Consider the following 18,790-nt stretch of genomic DNA (forward strand, 5'->3'; position numbering starts at 1 on the left):
GATCTACGCGGGCTCGGGCACCTTCTGCTGGATCACCCGATCCGCGAGCGGACCGTTAAGCTCGGCCAGATGATCGAACGTCGCCTCATAGGTGGCGAGTCCCTGGCTTTGCGATCTGAGTTCTGCTTCCAGACCGCCCAGCTCTGCCTCAGGGATAAGCGCGTCAATGCGGTCCCAACCCGTCCAGCCGTCGCGCGGCGCCATCCCGAGCATCTGGCCGCGACGGCCGGCGATGGCGGAGGTTATGCGGCTAGCCGCACTGGACGGACAAACAACTGTCAGCTTGTGCATGGGTTCGAGCAAGTGCGGGTGCGCACCCGAGAGCGCCTCCTGCATGGCGAGCCGCCCGGCCAGGCGAAATGCCAGTTCTGAGCTGTCCACGCTGTGATAGCTGCCGTCGACTAGCGTCACTGCGACATCAACGACCTGGAAGCCGAGCGGTCCTTTGACCATCGCTTCGCGAACTCCGTCCTCGACCGCTGGGATCCACTGCTTGGGTACCGCTCCGCCGTGAATCTTCTCTTCGAAGACGAAGCCTTCGCCGCGCGAAAGCGGGCGGATCTCGATGATGACGTCGCCGAACTGGCCGTGGCCGCCCGACTGTTTCTTGTGACGTCCGTGCTGGCGCATGGGTTTGCGGATGGACTCGCGATAGCCGACCGCCGGCGCATGCGATTTCACCTCGACGCCGTACCGCCGCTTGAGGCGAGCAAGGACGGTATTGAGATGCTCATCGTTGACGCCTCGCAGGCGGATTTCGTGATTGGCGTCGTCATGCTCGACGATCAGCCCGGCATCCTCTTCGGTAAGGCGCTGCAATGCGCCTGACAGTTTGACGTCGTCCTTCCGATCCGCCGGTTCGATCGCGATGGCGCAGTTACGCGGCGAGTACTCAACGTCGATCGCAGCCGGTACCGCGCCCGAGCCAAGCCATTGGCCGGCCTTCACGGCATCCACCTTGGCGACGGCGACGACATCGCCCGGAGAGCCTTCGCTGACCTTCTGGGTCTTCTCGCCCTGAACCTTGAACAGTGACCCGACACGGGAGTGGCTGCCGTCATCCGTCTTGAGATCGGATCCTTCGGCGATCTTGCCGCCGAGCACCCGAGCAAGCGCCAGCCGGCCAATCGATCCATGCAAGATCTTGAAAATGTACATTGCGGGAGAAGATGCGCCCAGTCGCTCTGCGGCGACCTGCGGCCCCGGCACCTCATGACGCAGGGCCTTCAGGAGCCGTCGGACGCCCCAGGAGCTGCTTGCCGAACCAAACAGGACCGACACGCCAAGGCTCTCGCCTGTTTCTCGCGCAAGATCCTGAAGAACCTTCTCCTGCGTCGGCGCTTCGTCCATCAACAATTGCTCCAGCAGCTCGTCGTCATGATCGGCAAGCTGTTCGAGCATCTGCGTGCGCGCCTGAATTTCGCGTTCCTGCAGGTCGGCGGGGATTTCTATCCGCTCGGATTGCTGACCCGGCCGATATTTGAATGCGCGTTCGAGGGCGAGGTCGACGAAGCCAGCAACCGTCTCTCCGTCCCAGATCGGAATCTGGCGCGCGATCAGCGGCGAAACGCTCATTGGTTGAAGCGCGGAAAGCAGGTCGCGAATGCGGCCATGCGCCTGATCGATGCGATTGACGAAGATCAGGTGCGGGATGCCGAGTTCGTCCAAAGCGCGCAATGCGGGCGCGGCGAGGGGAGCGCGCGCAGGGTCGGGATCGACGACGACGATTGCGACATCGGCGATGGCGAGCGCTCGCGATCCATCCGCGGCGAAGCCAATCGACCCGGGCGAATCCAGGATGGCGAATTCGTCGCCGAGATATTGGAAATTGTAGACATTGAGCTCGGTTGAGCCGCCGCGCTGGCGGCTTTCAGGGCTAGAATCGCCGATGCTGGAGCCGTTGGCCGTGGATCCCAGGCGATCCGTGGTTCCGGCTGCGAACAGCATCGCTTCGGCAAGGCTGGTCTTTCCTGCGCCGGCGGGTCCCACCAGCGCAATCACTCGGGTGCCTTTGGATGGTTGTCCGGCCATGCGACTCTCCCTTCGTCCGTTTTACGGGCGCACGAGTCGCTCAGAGAAGGCGCTCGGGCGCCTGATGGAAACCTCCACCGTCCGCCTGTTTTTAATCGTTGGCAAGGGGGGTCGTTACGGCCCCGTCGCGCTTCGTCGCGGAACGCGCCCGCAAGGCCGTTGTTAAACGGCCATGGTCGATCCGAAAGGTCATCTGGCGACATCGCCCTGGCAGATGCGCGCTCCCGCATGGCAGGACATTGCCAAGCGTACATATGTCCGCACGTGGGACGACAATGTCGGCCTCGTCGCGGCGGGAGTCGCCTTCTACGCCTTTTTCGCGCTCCTTTCTCTGCTCGGCCTCATCGTCCTCATTTACGGCTTCATCGCCGATCCGCTGACCGTCGTTGACCATATGCGCCGGCTGATCGGGATCCTTCCCAGCGACGTCATTCTCCTCATCGGCGACCAGTTGATGACCGCCGTTCACTCCTCCGAGGGAACCAAGGGGGTGGGAGTCGTCATCGCCTTCGCGGTCGCGTTGTACGGCGGCACGAACGGAGCGGCCGCGATCCTGACCGCGCTCAATATCGCTTATGAAGAGAAGGAGAAACGCAGCCTGGCGCGCTTCTACCTCGAAGCGGTGGCGATGACAGTTGCAGCGCTTATTGTTGCGTTAGTCGGGATCGGAGCGACCGCTGCGATAGCCTATTTCCAGCAGCTTTTGCCGGAGGCCACGTCGGCGGCCGTCATCGCTGGCAAGGCCGTCGGTTACGTCCTGCTGATGTTCGGAGCCGCGGCCATAGCGGCTACGCTGTACCGGTTCGGTCCATCGCGCGAGGAGGCCCGCTGGAAATGGATTACGCCGGGTTCGCTCTTGGCCGCGGGCACCTGGCTCCTGCTGACGCTCGCCTTCGGCTATTATCTCGGCAACGTGGCCGATTACAGCGCGAGCTACGGCTCACTTGGGGCCGTGGTCGCGCTTCTCACCTGGCTGTACCTTTCCGCTTATGTGTTCATCGTCGGGGCCGAACTGAATAGCGAGATCGAGCACCAGACCGCGAAGGACAGCACAACGGGCGCCCCCGAGCCGCTCGGTGAGCGCGGGGCATGGGCGGCAGACAATGTCGCGATGACCGATGAGGTCCAAGACCGGCCCGAAGAGGCGAGGGAAGGCGAAAAGCTGACCCAAGCCCAGCCGGAGCTCGTGGACGAACAGTAGGCCTAAGCCGCCGGCAACAATCTCCGCTCGCCGGCCAGGCGCAGGAGCGCGGCCTGCAACTTTTCGAAGGCGCGAACCTCGATCTGCCGGATGCGCTCTCGGCTGACGTCATAGACCTGACTCAGCTCCTCGAGCGTCTTCGGCTCATCGGCCAAGCGACGCTCCATCAGGATGTGGCGCTCGCGGTCATTGAGCGACTCCAGCGCCGTCATCAGCAGGTCGTGGCGAACGCGGCTTTCCTGGTCCTCCGCGATCGCTTCGTCCTGAAGCGGCCCGGTATCGACCAGGAAGTCCTGCCACTGGCCTTCACCGCCTTCATCGCCTTTCAGCGGGGCATTGAGCGAAGTGTCGCCACCCATGCCCATGCGGCGGTTCATCGATACGACCTCTTCCTCGGACACGCCGAGGTCGGTCGCGATCTTGGTCACCGCTTCTGGACGGAGGTCGCCTTCTTCGAACGCGTCGATCTGGTTCTTCATGCGGCGCAGGTTGAAGAAGAGCTTCTTCTGCGCAGCCGTCGTGCCCATTTTGACCAGGCTCCACGAGCGCAGGATGAATTCCTGGATCGAGGCGCGAATCCACCACATGGCGTAGGTTGCGAGGCGGAAACCCCGATCCGGCTCGAACTTCTTAACGCCTTGCATCAAGCCGATATTGCCCTCGCTTATCAGCTCGCTGACCGGCAGGCCGTAGCCGCGATATCCCATGGCGATCTTGGCCACGAGACGAAGATGCGAATTGACGAGCTTCGCGGCGGCTTCGGTGTCCCCATGCTCACGCCAGCGCTTGGCGAGCATATATTCTTCCTCCGGAGAGAGGATCGGGAACTTCTTGATCTCGGCGAGATAGCGGTTGAGTCCGGCCTCCCCGCCGGATGCAGGAAGCGATACGATCCCTTTTTTCTCAGCCATAAACGCTCGTATTCCTCCCTTTGCGAGGGTGCCCGAGAGTGGCGGGCCGCCCTAGCTTGTTAATCCTTATACACCAAGTGCGTTGAACAGTTCCTGCATGTCGGGCGGCATGGCGCTTGCAAACGACAGCCTGCGCTTGGCGACCGGGTGCGTGAACCCAAGCTCCGCGGCGTGCAGAGCTTGGCGATGAAATCCTAGTTCCTTCAATATCTTGCCGTGCGTCTTTCCCGATCTGCCGTAGACCGGATCTCCGACCAGCGGATGGCCGAGGGACGCCATGTGCACGCGAACCTGGTGGGTACGGCCGGTCTCCAGCCTGCATTCGACCAGCGCAGCTTCGCGCAGCACTTCGATACGTCGCCAGTGCGTAACTGCCCGCTTTCCGCGCGCGCCTTCGACGATGGCGATCTTTTTCCGGTTCGTCGTCGACCGCGCGAGGGACGCGTCCACCTTCCCCTCGTTTAATCTTGGCACACCCGTGACGATCGCGAGATAGCGCCGGTCGATGCTATGCGCTGCGAACTGCTTCGCCAGCCCCTCATGGGCGACGTCTGTCTTGGCGACAACGAGCAGGCCGGATGTGTCCTTGTCGATGCGATGCACGATGCCGGGCCTGGCTACACCGCCAATTCCGGACAGGCTGCCACCGCAATGATGGAGCAACGCGTTCACCAGCGTGCCGTCGCGATTGCCGGCGGCCGGGTGAACCACCAACCCTGCCGGCTTGTCGACGACCAGCAGATGCTCGTCCTCGAATATGACCCGCAGTGGGATGTCCTGGGCTTCGTTGTGGGCCGGCTCGGGCTCGGGCACGGCGAGCTGGAAGCGTTCGTCGCCGCGCACCTTAACGGCCGGATCGCGCAGCGCTCGCTCTCCCGAGGCAAGCGCTCCGCTGCGGATCAGCGCCTTCAGCCGTTCTCTCGAAAGCGTCGGCAGGGCATCGGCCAGCGCACGGTCGAGCCGCCACCCTGCGTGGGTGGGCTCCAGGCGCACGTCTACGAACTGCTTACCCCCCACAGCAGTCGATATGGGCTGAAACGGCAGCGTTTCAATCCCTTGGAAACTTGCGCGCTGTTAAACTCTGACGCACTAGGCGGGCATGAACGCGGTAGATCTCGCCAGCTTGCTTTGCTCCCGCCTGTGTCACGACCTGATGTCTCCAGTTGGCGCCCTCAACAACGGGATCGAGCTCCTGGCCGACGAAACCGATCCCGAGATGCGGGAGAAGTGCCTGGAACTGCTTGAGGACAGCGCGCGCGCATCCGCCAATAAGTTGAAATTCTTTCGGCTGGCGTTCGGAGCGGCGGGCGCCTTCGGCGACGAGATCGACGCGCTTGAGGCGGAAGCCGCGCTGCAAGGCGTCTTCGGTCCCGAACGACGGATCGAACTTGGCTGGATGGTTTCCAGCGACAAATTGCCGAAGGGCGCCGCCAAGCTCCTACTCAACCTGGCATTGCTTGCCGGCGACGCGCTTGTGCGGGGCGGGCGCCTGGACGTCGGCGCCGAGATCAGCGACCGGGAGGTTGAGTTAGTGATCCGGGGCGAAGGGCCTCGTATCCTCCTTGACCCAGCGCTTCGGGAAACCCTGGCCACAGGTAGCAGCGGCGGCAGTGTCGAGCCCCGCGCGGCAGGGGCTTGGCTCGCCCACCGGCTGGCTGCCGACGCCGGAGGCACGATCCAATTGTCCGACCCATCCAGTGAGGTGCTGCTGATCGGCGCCACCATTCCGCGAGGCGCCTGACAGAATCCCGAGCCCGCGTCTTTTCCGACAAGGATAACGCCGCATTAACTCCTGCGCTGCATAAGGCCCGACAAGGCCCCGGGGGATTGCACGCGCACATGGACGATCTGATCGCCGATTTCGTTGCCGAATGCCGCGACATGCTGGAAGCGCTGGGCGGAGAGATCGTCGCCTGGGAAGCCCAGCCAGACGATCGCGCTCGCCTCGACAGCATTTTCCGCTTTGTCCACACAGTGAAGGGTAATTGCGGATTCTTCGATTTTCCGCGGCTCGAAGCGCTAAGCCATGCGGCAGAGGATTCGCTGGCCGACGTTCGCGCGGGCCGCCGTCATGCCGACGGCGCCCTGGTTAGCGCCGTCCTTGCCGTCATCGATCGCATCGCCGAGATGGTCGCGGCCATCGAGGCTGGCGAAGAATTCCCTGCGGGCGACGATAGCGCGCTGATTGCCGCTTTGGCTCCGGGCGCAGATCACGCTGCGCCGGCAGTCGCGGCGGTGGCCGAAGGGCAGAAATCGGCTGCCGCGCCGAGGACGATACGCCTCTCCGTTGAGCTGCTTGACCGGGTGATGAGCACGGTCTCGGACATGGTGCTGGCACGAAACGAGCTGGCTCGGCGCCTACGCGAATCCTCGACCGACGTGCCGATCGATGGCGCATTCGAGCGCCTCTCGTCGATCATCGCCGAGATGCGGGACGCAATCACCCGTACGCGCATGCAGCGCATCGAGAATCTGTTCGTGGCTCTCCCGCGTATGGTCCGCGATCTTTCCGCCGAACTCGGAAAGCAGGTTCTTGTCGATATCGAAGGCGGCGACGTCGAGCTCGATCGCGAAATGATCGAGATGATTCGCGATCCGCTGACCCACATCCTCCGGAATGCCATCGATCACGGTATCGAAACTCCTGCCGAACGGCTGAAGGCTGGCAAGCGGGAGATCGGCATTCTGGCCGTGTCCGCTCGGCAGTCCGGCAACCAGATCCTGATCGATATCCAGGATGATGGGCGCGGTATCGACGGGAAGAAACTGCTAGCCAAAGCCCTGGACGTCGGCCTGCTCGAAAGGGACGAGGCGGCAAAGCTGTCTCCGCGTGAACAGCTCATGCTGATTTTCGAGGCGGGTCTTTCGACCGCCAAGGAAGTGACTTCCATTTCCGGCCGCGGCGTCGGCATGGACGTGGTGCGGTCAAACGTGGAGCGAATTGGTGGAGTCGTCGAGGTCGACAGCACCGTGGGCTGCGGCACGCGCATGACCCTTCGCGTTCCCCTGACCCTGACCATCATCCCCGCACTCACAGTGTCGATCGGCAACCAGCATTTCGCCATCCCGCGGTCGGCGATCGAGGAGATCGTCCGGGCCAACGGAGAATCGGTGACCCTCGAGCATCTCGGCGGGGCAGGGGTCGCCACGATCCGCGGCCGCCGCGTTCCGGAAGTCTCCCTCGCGGACATACTCGGACTCGAAAGCGACGTGGCCGAGGAGGATCGCACATTGATCGTCCTGCGGCCGGCTGGCGGCGATGTTTATGCCCTCGCAGTCGACCGCATTCACGATCATGAAGAACTGGTCGTGAAACCTGCCGCGCCCGCGGTGATGAACACCGGACTTTATGCGGGAACCACGCTGGCCGATGACGGCAGCCCCATTTTGCTGTTCGATCCCGCCGGTCTTGCCGAAGTCGGTGGCGTAAGGCTCGAAGCGCAAGAGCGCGCCGCACGGATCGCGGAGGGACCTGTCGCGGCAGCCGCCACAGCTACCCCGGTATTATTGTTCCGTGGACTCGACGGTGGGCGCCGCGCTCTTCGTCTCGCGGTGGTCGACCGGATCGAGGAGGTTCCTGCAGAGGCGGTGCGCGAGGCTGCAGGCCAGCTGCGCGTGCAGCTTGGGGAAACGATACTCCCGCTTGCCGGTGCCAGTGCTGTCCAGCTCGGCGATCGCGTGCGTTTGTTCCGGCTCAACGACGGTGCGCACGAGCTCGGTTACGCCTTCGCGGAAGTCGTCGATTTCGCGGCGATCGAAGGCGAAATCATCCACAGCGATCGAGAAGGCGAGGTCAGCGGTGTCTCGCTCGTTGGCGGCGAGCCTGCCGAGATCGTGGATGCACACTGGCTGTTTGCTCGGCATGTCGGAAGCTCGGCGAGGGGCTCCGAACAGCTCGTCTGCCGCCTGCCCGACGACGACAGCTGGATGCAGAACATCCTCCGCCCGATTGTGGAGGCCGCGGGATATCGTGTTGTCGGCGGTGACGAAGAGGGCGAAGCCGACCTCGTCATCGCGTCTCAGGGCGATGACGTCGCGGAAATTGCGGCCAAGCGCACGATTTGGCTGCGGACCGAACCCGATGCCGCAGGCAAGAAAGACGAGAGCATTTATCGATACGACCGCGCCGGCCTGCTCATGGCGCTCAAGACGGCAAGCGTGGGGAGGGGCAAGTGAATCAGCTGCTCTTGGTTGTCACGATCGCGGGAGAGCGCGTCGCGCTCCCTGCCGCTGCAGTGGAATCGGTGGTCGAGCTCGATACGCTCATCCCGGTGCCGCGCGCGGCTCCCCACGTGGCGGGCCTATCGGCGCTTCGCAGTCGCGTGCTCACGGTGATCGATTGCATGTGCTCGCTGGAGCTTGGCGCAACCGATTGCCCAGACGGCATCCGCGAAGCGGCAGTCGTTGAGCTGGACGGACATCATTACGCTTTGATCGTCGACCAGGTCGAGGACGTCGTCGAGGCCCTGTCGGAACCGACACCCATCCGCGCCGCGATGGGAGAGGGCTGGGAACGGGTCTGCCAGGGGATGATCGAGACGGAGACGGGGCCACTGCTGCTCGTGGATATCGCCGCGCTGGTCGCAGGCAGCGATATCAAGGCAGCAGCTTAAGGTCTTCGTTACCGTTCGCGGATAATAGCTTCACAACTCGGTACGCGGGAAAGCACAGGCATGAAGAGCTGTTTGATCGTCGATGACTCGAAGGTGATCCGGAAGGTCGCGCGTCATATCCTCGAAACCCTTGAATTCGAGGTCGAGGAAGCCGGTGACGGACAGGAAGCCTTGTCGCGTTGCGAGGCGAAGATGCCGGACGTCGTCCTGCTCGACTGGAACATGCCGGTCATGAGCGGGATGGAGTTCCTGAAGCTTCTTCGTCAACGCGGGCATAGCGACCAACCGAAGGTGGTCTTCTGCACGACCGAAAACGACATGGCGCACATCCGAGCCGCCCTCGAGGCCGGAGCCGACGAATATGTGATGAAGCCCTTCGACCGCGAGACGCTTCACATCAAGTTGCAGCTCGTCGGCGTAGCCTGAGGGAGTAGCTGTGGAGCGGGCGCTCGCCACTTCGCGGGACCGCTTCCAGGCGCCGCGACCGACACGCCGGCCCATCCGGCTGATGATCGTAGACGATTCGATGATCGCGCGCGCCGTGCTGTCCCGGATGATCGAGAGCGACGGGGCGTTCGAAATTGCCGCAGTCGCGGGCACAGCCGAAGACGCCATCGACGCACTCGCCCAAGTCCGGGTGGACGTCGTCCTGCTCGATCTCGAAATGCCCGGGGCAGGTGGGCTCAAATCGCTTCCCCGGATCATCCGCGCCGCTGCCGGCGCCAAAGTGATGATCGTTTCGTCGCTCGCGGAGGAGGGGGCGGAGGAAACGGTGGCCGCACTTGCCATGGGCGCGGCGGACACGCTTCCGAAACCTGGCACGGGTCGGTTCAACGGGCGCTTTTCCGAAATTCTCCTGAGTAAGCTCAAGGCTCTGGGTTACGCTGCAGCTCCCGAGCCTACCCGCCGGGCCAGTGTGGATTTGAACCAACCGCTCCGGCCGATGCCGGCGGATCCGATCGACGTGCTTGCAATCGGCGCTTCGACCGGCGGGATCCATGCGCTCGGAGTGCTGTTCCAGGCCCTTCCAAAGCGGATTGGCGTGCCCATCCTCGTTACGCAGCACCTGCCGGTGCCGTTCATGAGCGTCTTCGCTCGGCAACTCGGAATCGCGGCGCATCGTGAAGCTATCGTTGCCGAAGATGGGATGAAGCTTTTGCCGGATCGTATCCTGCTCGCTCCCGGCGACGCGCACCTCACCGTCGACTTCTCGGATTCGCCGACGGTGAAGCTTACGAAGACCCCTGTCGCGAGTGGATGCTTGCCGTCGCTCGACCCGATGTTCGGTTCGGTTGCGGCAGCATTCGGGCGAGGAGCTTTGGGCGTCGTTCTCACCGGCATGGGAAGGGATGGCGCAGAGGGCGCTTCGCGGCTCGCCGCGGGCGGCGGGTCGATTCTCGTCCAGGATGAGGCGAGTAGTGCGGTTTGGGGCATGCCCCGCGCGGTTCTCGAAGCCGGGCTCGCATGCGGCGTCCTGCCGCCGGATAAGATGGCGCGCCGGATCGCCTCGCGTACGGAGGATCAGTCGGGGTGCAAATAAGCGATAGTTCCAGCCGTATCCTCGCTGGTCTTTTGGAGGCGCGTACCGGACAGCAGCTCACGATGAGCCGGCGTTGGCGCATCGAAACGGCGCTTTCGTCGCTTCTGAGAGAGCGCGGGATCGCAACGCTCGACGAGCTGATCACGATCCTCGTCATGGGGAAGGAACCAGGCCTATCTCAGCAGGTCGTCGAAGCCCTGCTCAACAACGAGACTTATTTCTTCCGCGACCGGGCGCCCTTCGACGTCCTTTCCCGCCACGCATTGCCCGAACTGGCGCAGCGACGGCAAAAGACCAAGCGCCTGCGGATATGGTCCGCCGGCTGCTCGACTGGGCAGGAGGTCTACTCCCTCGCGATGCTGTTCGCCGAAGCGCCCGAGCAGTGGCACGGGTGGACGATCGATATTCTCGGCACCGATGTTTCGACGCATTGTATCGATCGCGCGCGCGCCGGCATTTACAGCCAGTTCGAAGTGCAGAGGGGCCTTGGCATAAACCAGACGATCCGCTGGTTTGAGGAATGCGCGGACGGTTGGCGAGGCGTCGAGGATCTGCGCCGGCCGGTCCGGTTCCAGATCCACAACTTGCTCGAGCCGCCCCCGCACCCGGGGGGCTTCGACATCGTGCTGTGTCGCAACGTGCTTCTCTACCTAAGCCCCGACAAGAAGACGCTGGCCTTCGAGCGCCTAGCGTCCGCCATGGCGGAAGACGGGTGGCTCATGCTCGGAGCGGGTGAGACGGTGATCGGCCAGACCAGCAAGCTCGGAACCGATATCAACGCGCGCGGGCTCTATCGTCTCGTTGGTGACGGCAGCAGGATCGAAAAGCGCGTGGGCGATCGAAGAAGCACTTCGGGGGCTTGACCGCGGCACTGTTGCTGTGCGCCATTATGGCGTGCTGGACGTGATCGATCGAGCCTCGCCGAATTTCGACGAGCGGCAGCTGCCCGTTTCGATGATCGTGCTCCATTATACCGGAATGCCGGACTGCGAGGGAGCGCTTTGCCGCCTGACTTCCCCGGAAGCCAAGGTTTCCGCGCATTATTGCGTCGATGAAGACGGGACCATTTACCGCCTCGTCGATGAGTCGAAGCGCGCATGGCACGCTGGCAAATCGCGCTGGCGCGGCATCACCGACGTAAATTCGGCGAGCGTGGGGATCGAGATCGTCAATCCCGGCCATGAATTCGGCTACCGTCCGTTCCCAGACGAGCAGGTTGCTGCGCTTATTCCTCTGGTTGCCGATATCAAGGAACGGCACGGCATCGGCCGCGGCAATGTCGTCGGCCATTCCGACGTCGCGCCAGGCCGCAAGGAAGACCCTGGCGAGCTGTTCCCTTGGTCTGCCCTCGCGAAAAGACGTCTCGCGCTTCCCAGTCCGACGCGGGACTTGATTGATCCTTTCTGGACCGACGCTGGCTTCCTGCTCGCTCTCGAGCGGTTCGGCTATGACGTTACCGACGAGCAAAAGGCGGTGATTGCTTTCCAGCGACGGTTTCGGCCTGACCTCATCGACGGCATCATCGACGGGGAATGCCGCGCGAAGCTGCTGTCGCTACTCCTCCCTCGCCCTCAATAGGGATCGCTCGCCTAGGTCCGCCGGCGAGCTTTTTCCGCGCCCTTCCACGCGGCATCTCGCGCGCGCTGCAATGCGCCAGCCTTTGCTCAGCGCCTTGCGCGGGGAGCATCGCGATGGCGCGTTCCAATGTTAACGCGAGACGCTCGAAGTCGACGGCGATCTGATTCAAGAGGTCATGAGAGGCCGGGCCCATCCAGCTCACCTTAACGACTATGGCGTTCGGCGAACTCACGTGGATCAGGTTTGAGCCGGGTGAGCGACAGCCGCTATCGCTCAAACACTACGCCGGCGAGGCTGCCTTCGACATCGGTAACCGTTGCCTTCAGCTCCGCGACCAACGTCGGCTCGCATCCAGCATATTCCAGAGCCCGCAAGTCCGACTTGAGTGAAATGAGCAAGCGTGCCGTCTCTACGCGAAACTGCTGAAGTTCAACCGGGTCCGGCATCGAGGCTGCTTCCGAGATATCGCGAGATCTGTTTACGCCAGACGCCAGCGGGATGTTGCCGACTGTCGGATACACTTGTTCCTGCAGTTCGGACTAGCCGAGAGGCGGCACGAACTTTCGAGTTCGCGACATCCGGTGCGGCAGGCTAGGCGGCTCCGCCGACAGTGGCGGATCGTGCATTGCCCAACAACCGGCGGATATAGCTGATCACGCCTTGCGGGTCATACGGCTTAGAAAGCTGCGGTCCTTCCTCGCAAAGCTCGGCGGCCTTGTGCGCCGCAGTTTCTATGTTGCCTGCAAGGGCAATTTGTACTGCGGGGCGCTCGCGCAAGGCCCAGGCACGGAATTCGAAGGCGTTCAGCGACCCCGGCGCTTCCGCGTCACAGATGGCGGCGTCCACCGCCAGGGACACTTCGTTCAAGACCGTTCTTGCCTCGTCGGTCGTGGAGGCCTCGATCACGATGTACCCGCAATTGCGCAGGTAGTCCGCGATGGCGTGCCTGACCAGCACGTCACCATCGATGACTAAGACGCACTCGGATTGCTGCGTTTGGTTTGCCATTCCGCCCCCACTAGGTGTTCGACCAGCTCGAGAAGTTCTGACTGCTGGTAAGGCTTTGCGATAAATGCGTCGCCAACATGCTTGGTTTTAGGGTCGAGGTGCGACGAGATAAGGACGATCGGCAAGTTGGGTCGCAGCTTCTTTATCGCGTAGGTCAGGGCCACCCCATCCAGCTCGCCCGGCATTCGCACGTCGCTGAGGACGATATCGAGCGGGTGCCCAGTCGCAATCAGGGCGAGCGCCTCCGAAGCATCGACTGCCTCGAGCACGACGTAACCGGCTTCACGCAAAGTCTCCGCCGTCGTGAATCTCACGAGGACGTCGTCCTCGGCGAGGAGGATGATCGGGATGTGGCCGTCGCCCGGCCCGGCAATCACCTCGGCACTGGTCATACAAACGTCCCTTCGAACGCTGACTTAGGGCCATTGTCGCAACTCGGCCTCACAAGCAAGGAGGCAGGCGTGACCAGCAGGCTGCGGACCGCCCGATGAGCCTGTCACTAACACGACATTCCGGCGCACCTGGTGATGCAGGTTAGAGAATGCGGACGAGACCGACTCGAAAGTGCAGCGGCTTTATCTTATATGGCGCGCGCCAGAGGGCCGGGCGGCCGCGGGAGAGCTTGCTCTCACGAGGAAAGTCCGGGCTCCACGGAACTGCGGTGCCGGGTAACGCCCGGCGGTGCGCCACTAGCTCAGGCGACGGCGTATCAGGGACAGTGCCACAGAAAGGACACCGCCCGCCTTCGGACGGGTAAGGTCGAAAGGGTGCGGCAAGAGCGCACCGCGGACCTGGCAACAGGTTCGGCACGGTAAACCCCACCGGGTGCAAGACCGAATAGGGGCGCCGCATGAGCCTAGGTTCCGGCTCGGCGCCCGGGTTGGTTGCTTGAGGGGCGGGGCAACCCGTCTCCTAGAGGAATGGCCGCACATTCGCCGACGGCTGCAGCCAAGGCGGAGGACAGAACCCGGCTTACAGGCCCTCTGGCAATTCCGTACCCCTGCGCAGTCAGGGGTCTAGACTTCTTGGCCGACGCTCCTGCCTTCGCAGAAGCGCTTTCTGCCCTTATCGGAGCATTGATGGCGAAGCAGAAGAGATCGGATGACTGGGGATTCCCGCGCTGGCGGTCCTATGGCGACAAGGGCCGGGCTGCGGCGAAGCTTCGCCTGTGCGACCGCGAGGGCTGCAACGAGATCGGGGACCGGCCCGCTCCGAAGTCTCCACACAGCCGCGACCGTTGGTACTTCTGCGAGACTCATGCAGCCGAGTACAACAAGAACTGGAATTACTTTGCCGGCCTCAGCCCGGAGGAGGCTGCGCGCCGAGCAGCCGAAGAGGAGCTCGGAAACTCAGGCTTCCGTCAGTCAGCGCAGTGGAAGTGGGCGGGGCCGGGCGACGGCAGCCGCAGCCGGGATGAGATGCGCGCACTCGATGCACTGGAGCTTAGCAGCGATGCCGATTTCAAGGCGGTGAAGGCGGCGCATCGGCGGCTCGTGAAGGAAACGCATCCCGACGCCAATCCCGGCGACGAGGCAGCCGCGAAGCGCTTCAAGCAGGTGCAGGCGGCGTATGACGTCCTTCGCAAGGCGGAAGAAAGAAAGAACGGCAAAGCGGCTTAGTTGGCGCTCATGCACAATCGCAGCCGCAGGCATCGATGATTTCCTGAAGGCGCGACAGGTTCGCCTTCATGCGGGCAATCTGTTCCCTGGTCGCGTCGGAGCCGAGAGCCTGGAATTTCAGTCGGCCCGCCTCCATCAGCGCGATGTCCTCCCTGACGACGGCCGCATTTTGCCGGCATAATTCGACAACTCTCTCCGCCGTCATGGGCACCAGAATCTCCCGCTTAAAGCAGTACTATCGCGTATGACGGAGTCAGCCCAATTGCGCCTTGGCTTTGCCGGTCAGGTCGCCGCGGCGTAGCGCTCCGCAGTTTCCCTCACGAGCGCGATCATGTTCGGAACGCCCTGAGTCCGGTTGGCACTGAGATGCTTGCGTAGCTCGAAGGGTGCGAGGGCTTCCGTGACATCGATTCCGGCGACCTCCGCAGCCGGTTTGTCCTGGACAGCGGAAAGGACCAGCGCGACGATGCCCTTGGTGATCGCGGCATTGCTGTCGGCGAGGAAATGCAGGCGCCCATCCTCGACAGTCGGATAGACCCAGACGGACGCTGAACATCCGCGAACCTTCGTCGCGTCGGTCTTGAGGGCGTCCGGCATCGGCTCGAGCTGCCGTCCGAGGTCGATTAGCAGCCGGTAACGGTCCTCGCCATCCAACAGCTCGAACTCATCGAAAACGTCTTCGATCGGCGGCAATGTCACGCGAGCGAGATAGGCACGCGGGACGTTAGAGTCACCTACCGGTCGTCGCGCAGTTCCTCGATCTGCTTCGCGAGGCTGTTCTCTTTCTCGACCGTAATGCGCTCGAGAACCTTGATGCGCTCCTTGAGCTCGCCGACCTCCTGGCGCAGCCTGAGGGTCTCGGCCCTCTCTTCCGGGCTCTGCTCAAGGCTGTGATGGCGATGAGAGTATTTGGCGCGCAGAACTGAGGCGATCATCACCGCGACGACGATGACGGCGACCATCTCAAAAGGGTTCATTGGGAAAGCTCTCCACTATCGATGCGCTTCGTTTCGCGCAGTGCCTCTATCTGTGCGGCAGTCTGGACGCCACCATCGGTCACAATCTGCTCGAGGACACGGACGCGCTGCTCCAGCGCCGCGTTGCTGGCGGCATATTGAGCGGCCTTTTCGGCGGCCAGGCTGGTTTCGGCCTCGAGCTGCTTTTCGCGGAAGGCGAAGAAGCGCCGCGCCATATAGGCCAGGAACAGGGTGGGAGTGAGGACGACGATCAGCAGTCCGATGAGCTCTCCGATAGCCATCAGGCGTGCCCACCCTTGTCGATCGCCAGAGCCTCGATTTCCTTCGCGAGTGCGGTGGGCTGATCGGTGACAATGCGCTCGACGTTCTGGAGCCGGTCCTTGAGGGAGCCGATCTCGGCGCGCAGCTGAGCGTTCTCATTGGTCAGCAGCTTTATCCGCTCTGTCGTTTCGCGATCGGTCTTCGGATGCAGCGGCGTGCCCCACGATGTTTCGAGGGGGTAGCCATTCTTGATTCTAAGCCAGGTGGTGAAGACCCAGCCGCCCACCGCAATAGCCGTGATCATCGCGATGTACGGCAGGGCTTCCAGCATTATTCCGAGCTTTTCCACTTTTACCCCCTTGTTTGCGTGCGATTAACGCAGCTGCTCGATCTCGCGCGCGAGTGAGCGGTTTTCGGTCGTCACATAGCTTTCGACATCGGCCAGCCGGCGGTCGATCTCGCGCAGGCGGGAGCGGATGTCCCGTGCGGTCCGCGCCGGCGACGCTCGCACGCCCTGCCAGAACTGCCGCTCCTCGGGCCCAGCGAGGTCGAGCGAATGCGGTTTCTTGGGAGTCATCACACCCGCAATGAAGTAGAAGGGCAGGACCGATCCGCCGCTCATGAAGACTGCGGCAAGGAAGCAGACCCGCACCAGCGTTGCGTCGAAGCCCGTATAATCGGCGATACCGGCGCAAACGCCCATGACCTTGCCGTGGCGCGTGTCGCGGTAGAAGCGGGTCCTGCTCGCTGGCTGCTCCGACAGATAGTCGCGGCCGCGATCGTAACGCTGCTCCGGAACCGGATAGCGGTCGTCAGCCATCGAGTTCACCATCGGCAAGCAAGCGCTGGTTCTCACGTCCCGGCACGCATTGCTGGCGCCAGTTCGGGTTTTCGGCGGTCATGATCCGTTCGATCGTGCAGAGCCGGTCGTCGAGGCGGCGAGCGGCGTCGTGGAGGTCGTCCAGCAATTTCTCATCACCCGAGGTGAGGGTGGCGGCCGTCTTCCACTTCGTGATGTAGTGAAAGATCAGCCAGGGCAGCCCAATGAACAAGATGGGCACTACGGTCAGCGGAATCAGCACATCTTCCATGATCGATTACTTCCCCTTGGCCTTCATCGCGGCCTTCATTGCTTCCAGCTCGGCGTCGACCGCTTCGGCGGCCTTCAGCTCCGCGATTTCCTCTTCGAGGCTCTTGGGACCGGTCATCCCGAGCGCGTCCGCGCGCCCTTCGGCGAAATCGGCGCGGCGTTCCAGCAATTCGAAGCGCGAGAAGGCATCTTCGGTGCGGCTGCCGTTCATGATCTCGCGCGCCTTCGCACGCGTGACGGCGCTTTCAAACCGGGCCGAGATGGCGTTCTGGCGGGCGCGGGCCTCACGCAGCTTGTTCTGCAGCTTGGCGATGTCGCCTTCATAGCCCTTCAGCGTGTCGTCGATGACCTTGATCTCTTCGCGCAGGCCTTCGCCCATGTCTGAGGCCTTCTGGCGCTCGATGAGGGCGGCCTTGGCGAGGTCCTCGCGGTCCTTGCTGAGCGCAAGCTCGGCTTTCTCCGTCCAGCTCTTCTGAAGCTCGTCGAGGCGCGTCAGCGCGCGGCGCATTTCCTTGCCGTCCGCGATGCAGCGAGCGGCCGAGGCGCGTACCTCCACCAGGGTCTCCTCCATCTCGAGGATGACCATGCGGATCATTTTCGCCGGATCTTCCGAGCGGTCGAGCAGCTCGGTGATGTTGGCCGCGAAAATGTCCCGCGATCGCGAGAAAATTCCCATTCAGCACTCCATAAATCGAAATCAGGGCCCTAAACCTGCTTCTTTCCATACAAGTGTCGTGCCAAAATGGGCAAAACGTAGCGGAACAGCGAAAAGACCGGTTTTCCGCCGAAAGATCGTCCGAAAATCCTTGCCAAATGGTGGGATTCAGCACCAACAGTCGGTCAATGGAGCGGGCCGAACAATTCATCGGGCAGAGCCTGGCCTTTCTCGACGCGGTCGAGCGAGCGAGCCGAGCAGCGCCGCTCAACCGTCCGGTGCTCGTGATCGGCGAACGCGGTACAGGCAAGGAGCTCATCGCCGAGCGTCTGCACCATCTGTCCTCGCGCTGGGCCGGCCCGCTCATTGTTATGAATTGCGCCGCGCTTCCGGAAAATCTCATCGAGGCCGAATTGTTCGGGCATGAAGCGGGCAGCTTCACGGGTGCCGCCAAGACGCGCCATGGGCGCTTCGAGGAGGCCGATGGGGGGACGCTCTTCCTCGACGAGCTCGGCACCCTGTCGATGCCTGCGCAGGACCGCCTGCTCCGGGCCGTCGAATATGGCGAGATCACGCGCATCGGTGCCTCGAAGCCCATCTCCGTCGATGTCAGGATCGTCGCTGCAACCAACGAGAACCTGCCGCTCCAGGTGGACAGGGGCAAGTTCCGCGCGGACCTGCTCGACCGGCTCTCCTTCGAGGTGATCACCCTGCCGCCTTTGCGCTCACGCGAAGGGGACGTGCCATTGCTTGCCGAGCATTTCGGTCGGCGCATGTCGGTCGAGCTCGACTGGCCGAACTGGCCCGGTTTCAGCTCGCGAGCGGCGGCAGAGCTGCAGGCCTATCCGTGGCCCGGGAATGTTCGCGAATTGCGTAACGTCGTCGAACGCGCCGTTTATCGACATGAAGACCCAGAGCGGCCGGTGGATTTGATCGTGTTCAACCCATTTCATTCGCCGTGGGCTCCGTCGTCCGCACCGGCGGCTTCCGCGGCCACGGCAGCCCAAAGCGCTCTAGAAGGCGTTGATCAGCCGGAAGCGTCGGCAACACCCGCCGTGCAACTGCAGGTTGCCGAGACCGATGATTTTCGTGGAGCCGTGGCCGCTTATGAGCGCTCGCTTCTCGAGGACGCTCTGCGGCGCAATCGCTTCAATCAGCGCGCGACGGCTTCGTCGCTTGGTCTCAGCTACGATCAGCTGCGCCACGCTCTCAAGCGCCACAAGCTGCTGGACGTCGCCGCCTGAGTTTCGTCGCTTAGTCGAATCGCGAATGAAACGGTTTAACGCGAGAAGTACACGGGGCTCCT

General features: G+C 63.0%; 24 protein-coding genes and 1 other RNA gene. 11 read left to right on the top strand and 14 right to left on the bottom strand.

Annotated elements, in window-relative coordinates; translation table 11 throughout:
• Positions 1 to 3 precede the first annotated feature (3 nt).
• Positions 4 to 2,031 carry an elongation factor G gene (locus tag LZ538_RS09625; RefSeq protein ID WP_249831804.1) on the bottom strand — a complete coding sequence of 676 codons (2,028 nt, stop codon included), beginning with the start codon at positions 2,029 to 2,031 and terminating at the stop codon, positions 4 to 6.
• Positions 2,032 to 2,203: 172 nt separating this feature from the next.
• On the opposite strand from LZ538_RS09625, the gene LZ538_RS09630 reads away from it, so the two are divergent.
• On the top strand, positions 2,204 to 3,232 hold the full coding sequence (locus tag LZ538_RS09630) for a YihY/virulence factor BrkB family protein (protein WP_249831805.1): 1,029 nt from the start codon (positions 2,204 to 2,206) through the stop codon (positions 3,230 to 3,232).
• A gap of 2 nt (positions 3,233 to 3,234) precedes the next feature.
• On the opposite strand, the gene rpoH is transcribed toward LZ538_RS09630, so the two are convergent.
• Together rpoH and LZ538_RS09640 are read right to left on the bottom strand one after the other, a co-directional pair.
• Positions 3,235 to 4,143: an RNA polymerase sigma factor RpoH gene (gene rpoH, locus LZ538_RS09635; protein WP_249831806.1), complete on the bottom strand. Its 909-nt coding sequence runs from the start codon at positions 4,141 to 4,143 to the stop codon at positions 3,235 to 3,237.
• A gap of 66 nt (positions 4,144 to 4,209) precedes the next feature.
• Positions 4,210 to 5,136, bottom strand: coding sequence for an RluA family pseudouridine synthase (locus LZ538_RS09640; protein ID WP_249831807.1), 927 nt, complete (start codon positions 5,134 to 5,136; stop codon positions 4,210 to 4,212).
• Positions 5,137 to 5,242: 106 nt separating this feature from the next.
• Between LZ538_RS09640 and LZ538_RS09645 the strand changes: the two genes are divergently transcribed.
• The 7 genes from LZ538_RS09645 (at position 5,243) to LZ538_RS09675 (ending at position 11,874) form a co-directional block, all read left to right on the top strand.
• Entirely contained in the window at positions 5,243 to 5,884 is a 642-nt protein-coding gene (locus tag LZ538_RS09645; RefSeq protein ID WP_249831808.1) for a histidine phosphotransferase family protein, read from the top strand.
• Between the two features lie 98 nt (positions 5,885 to 5,982).
• Positions 5,983 to 8,319, top strand: coding sequence for a chemotaxis protein CheA (locus tag LZ538_RS09650; protein WP_249831809.1), 2,337 nt, complete (start codon positions 5,983 to 5,985; stop codon positions 8,317 to 8,319).
• Entirely contained in the window at positions 8,316 to 8,756 is a 441-nt protein-coding gene (locus tag LZ538_RS09655; protein WP_249831810.1) for a chemotaxis protein CheW, read from the top strand. Before LZ538_RS09650 ends, LZ538_RS09655 begins: the two co-directional genes overlap by 4 nt.
• A gap of 60 nt (positions 8,757 to 8,816) precedes the next feature.
• Positions 8,817 to 9,182: a response regulator gene (locus tag LZ538_RS09660; protein WP_249831811.1), complete on the top strand. Its 366-nt coding sequence runs from the start codon at positions 8,817 to 8,819 to the stop codon at positions 9,180 to 9,182.
• A gap of 10 nt (positions 9,183 to 9,192) precedes the next feature.
• Positions 9,193 to 10,296 carry a chemotaxis-specific protein-glutamate methyltransferase CheB gene (gene cheB / locus LZ538_RS09665; RefSeq protein ID WP_249831812.1) on the top strand — a complete coding sequence of 368 codons (1,104 nt, stop codon included), beginning with the start codon at positions 9,193 to 9,195 and terminating at the stop codon, positions 10,294 to 10,296.
• 62 nt (positions 10,297 to 10,358) lie between these two features.
• A complete protein-coding gene (locus LZ538_RS09670; RefSeq protein WP_249831813.1) occupies positions 10,359 to 11,159 on the top strand; it encodes a CheR family methyltransferase in 801 nt (266 codons plus the stop codon).
• A 40-nt stretch (positions 11,160 to 11,199) separates the two neighbouring features.
• On the top strand, positions 11,200 to 11,874 hold the full coding sequence (locus LZ538_RS09675) for an N-acetylmuramoyl-L-alanine amidase (protein WP_430741970.1): 675 nt from the start codon (positions 11,200 to 11,202) through the stop codon (positions 11,872 to 11,874).
• A gap of 266 nt (positions 11,875 to 12,140) precedes the next feature.
• Here LZ538_RS09675 and LZ538_RS09680 read toward each other — a convergent pair whose 3' ends face one another.
• The 3 genes from LZ538_RS09680 to LZ538_RS09690 all read right to left on the bottom strand — a co-directional run bounded on the left by LZ538_RS09680 (position 12,141) and on the right by LZ538_RS09690 (position 13,274).
• Entirely contained in the window at positions 12,141 to 12,320 is a 180-nt protein-coding gene (locus LZ538_RS09680; RefSeq protein ID WP_249831814.1) for a hypothetical protein, read from the bottom strand.
• Positions 12,321 to 12,465: 145 nt separating this feature from the next.
• Complete coding sequence (locus tag LZ538_RS09685; RefSeq protein WP_249831815.1) at positions 12,466 to 12,882, bottom strand: response regulator; 417 nt, start codon at positions 12,880 to 12,882, stop codon at positions 12,466 to 12,468.
• Positions 12,846 to 13,274: a response regulator gene (locus LZ538_RS09690; RefSeq protein ID WP_249831816.1), complete on the bottom strand. Its 429-nt coding sequence runs from the start codon at positions 13,272 to 13,274 to the stop codon at positions 12,846 to 12,848. Before LZ538_RS09690 ends, LZ538_RS09685 begins: the two co-directional genes overlap by 37 nt.
• A 202-nt stretch (positions 13,275 to 13,476) precedes the next feature.
• Here LZ538_RS09690 and rnpB point away from each other — a divergent pair.
• Positions 13,477 to 13,873, top strand: an RNA gene (gene rnpB / locus LZ538_RS09695) — RNase P RNA component class A.
• Between the two features lie 88 nt (positions 13,874 to 13,961).
• A complete protein-coding gene (locus LZ538_RS09700; protein WP_249831817.1) occupies positions 13,962 to 14,501 on the top strand; it encodes a J domain-containing protein in 540 nt (179 codons plus the stop codon).
• 7 nt (positions 14,502 to 14,508) lie between these two features.
• Here LZ538_RS09700 and LZ538_RS09705 read toward each other — a convergent pair whose 3' ends face one another.
• The 8 genes from LZ538_RS09705 to pspA all read right to left on the bottom strand — a co-directional run bounded on the left by LZ538_RS09705 (position 14,509) and on the right by pspA (position 17,505).
• A complete protein-coding gene (locus LZ538_RS09705) occupies positions 14,509 to 14,712 on the bottom strand; it encodes a hypothetical protein (protein ID WP_249831818.1) in 204 nt (67 codons plus the stop codon).
• Between the two features lie 71 nt (positions 14,713 to 14,783).
• On the bottom strand, positions 14,784 to 15,200 hold the full coding sequence (locus LZ538_RS09710; protein WP_430741971.1) for a SufE family protein: 417 nt from the start codon (positions 15,198 to 15,200) through the stop codon (positions 14,784 to 14,786).
• Between the two features lie 35 nt (positions 15,201 to 15,235).
• The gene (locus LZ538_RS09715; protein WP_249831820.1) at positions 15,236 to 15,478 is read right to left on the bottom strand and encodes a hypothetical protein; all 243 of its coding nucleotides are present in this window, start codon (positions 15,476 to 15,478) and stop codon (positions 15,236 to 15,238) included.
• Positions 15,475 to 15,759, bottom strand: a complete 285-nt coding sequence (locus tag LZ538_RS09720; protein WP_249831821.1) for a hypothetical protein — start codon at positions 15,757 to 15,759, stop codon at positions 15,475 to 15,477. Before LZ538_RS09720 ends, LZ538_RS09715 begins: the two co-directional genes overlap by 4 nt.
• On the bottom strand, positions 15,759 to 16,070 hold the full coding sequence (locus LZ538_RS09725) for a hypothetical protein (protein ID WP_249831822.1): 312 nt from the start codon (positions 16,068 to 16,070) through the stop codon (positions 15,759 to 15,761). Before LZ538_RS09725 ends, LZ538_RS09720 begins: the two co-directional genes overlap by 1 nt.
• A gap of 42 nt (positions 16,071 to 16,112) precedes the next feature.
• Entirely contained in the window at positions 16,113 to 16,442 is a 330-nt protein-coding gene (locus LZ538_RS09730; RefSeq protein WP_249832203.1) for a PspC domain-containing protein, read from the bottom strand.
• A 109-nt stretch (positions 16,443 to 16,551) separates the two neighbouring features.
• A complete protein-coding gene (gene pspB / locus LZ538_RS09735) occupies positions 16,552 to 16,830 on the bottom strand; it encodes an envelope stress response membrane protein PspB (RefSeq protein ID WP_249831823.1) in 279 nt (92 codons plus the stop codon).
• 6 nt (positions 16,831 to 16,836) lie between these two features.
• A complete protein-coding gene (pspA, locus tag LZ538_RS09740) occupies positions 16,837 to 17,505 on the bottom strand; it encodes a phage shock protein PspA (protein ID WP_249831824.1) in 669 nt (222 codons plus the stop codon).
• A gap of 167 nt (positions 17,506 to 17,672) precedes the next feature.
• On the opposite strand from pspA, the gene pspF reads away from it, so the two are divergent.
• Entirely contained in the window at positions 17,673 to 18,728 is a 1,056-nt protein-coding gene (gene pspF / locus LZ538_RS09745; RefSeq protein WP_249831825.1) for a phage shock protein operon transcriptional activator, read from the top strand.
• Positions 18,729 to 18,790 lie beyond the last annotated feature (62 nt).

The organism is Sphingomonas hankyongi, from assembly GCF_023516575.1.
Lineage (GTDB): Bacteria > Pseudomonadota > Alphaproteobacteria > Sphingomonadales > Sphingomonadaceae > Sphingomicrobium > Sphingomicrobium hankyongi.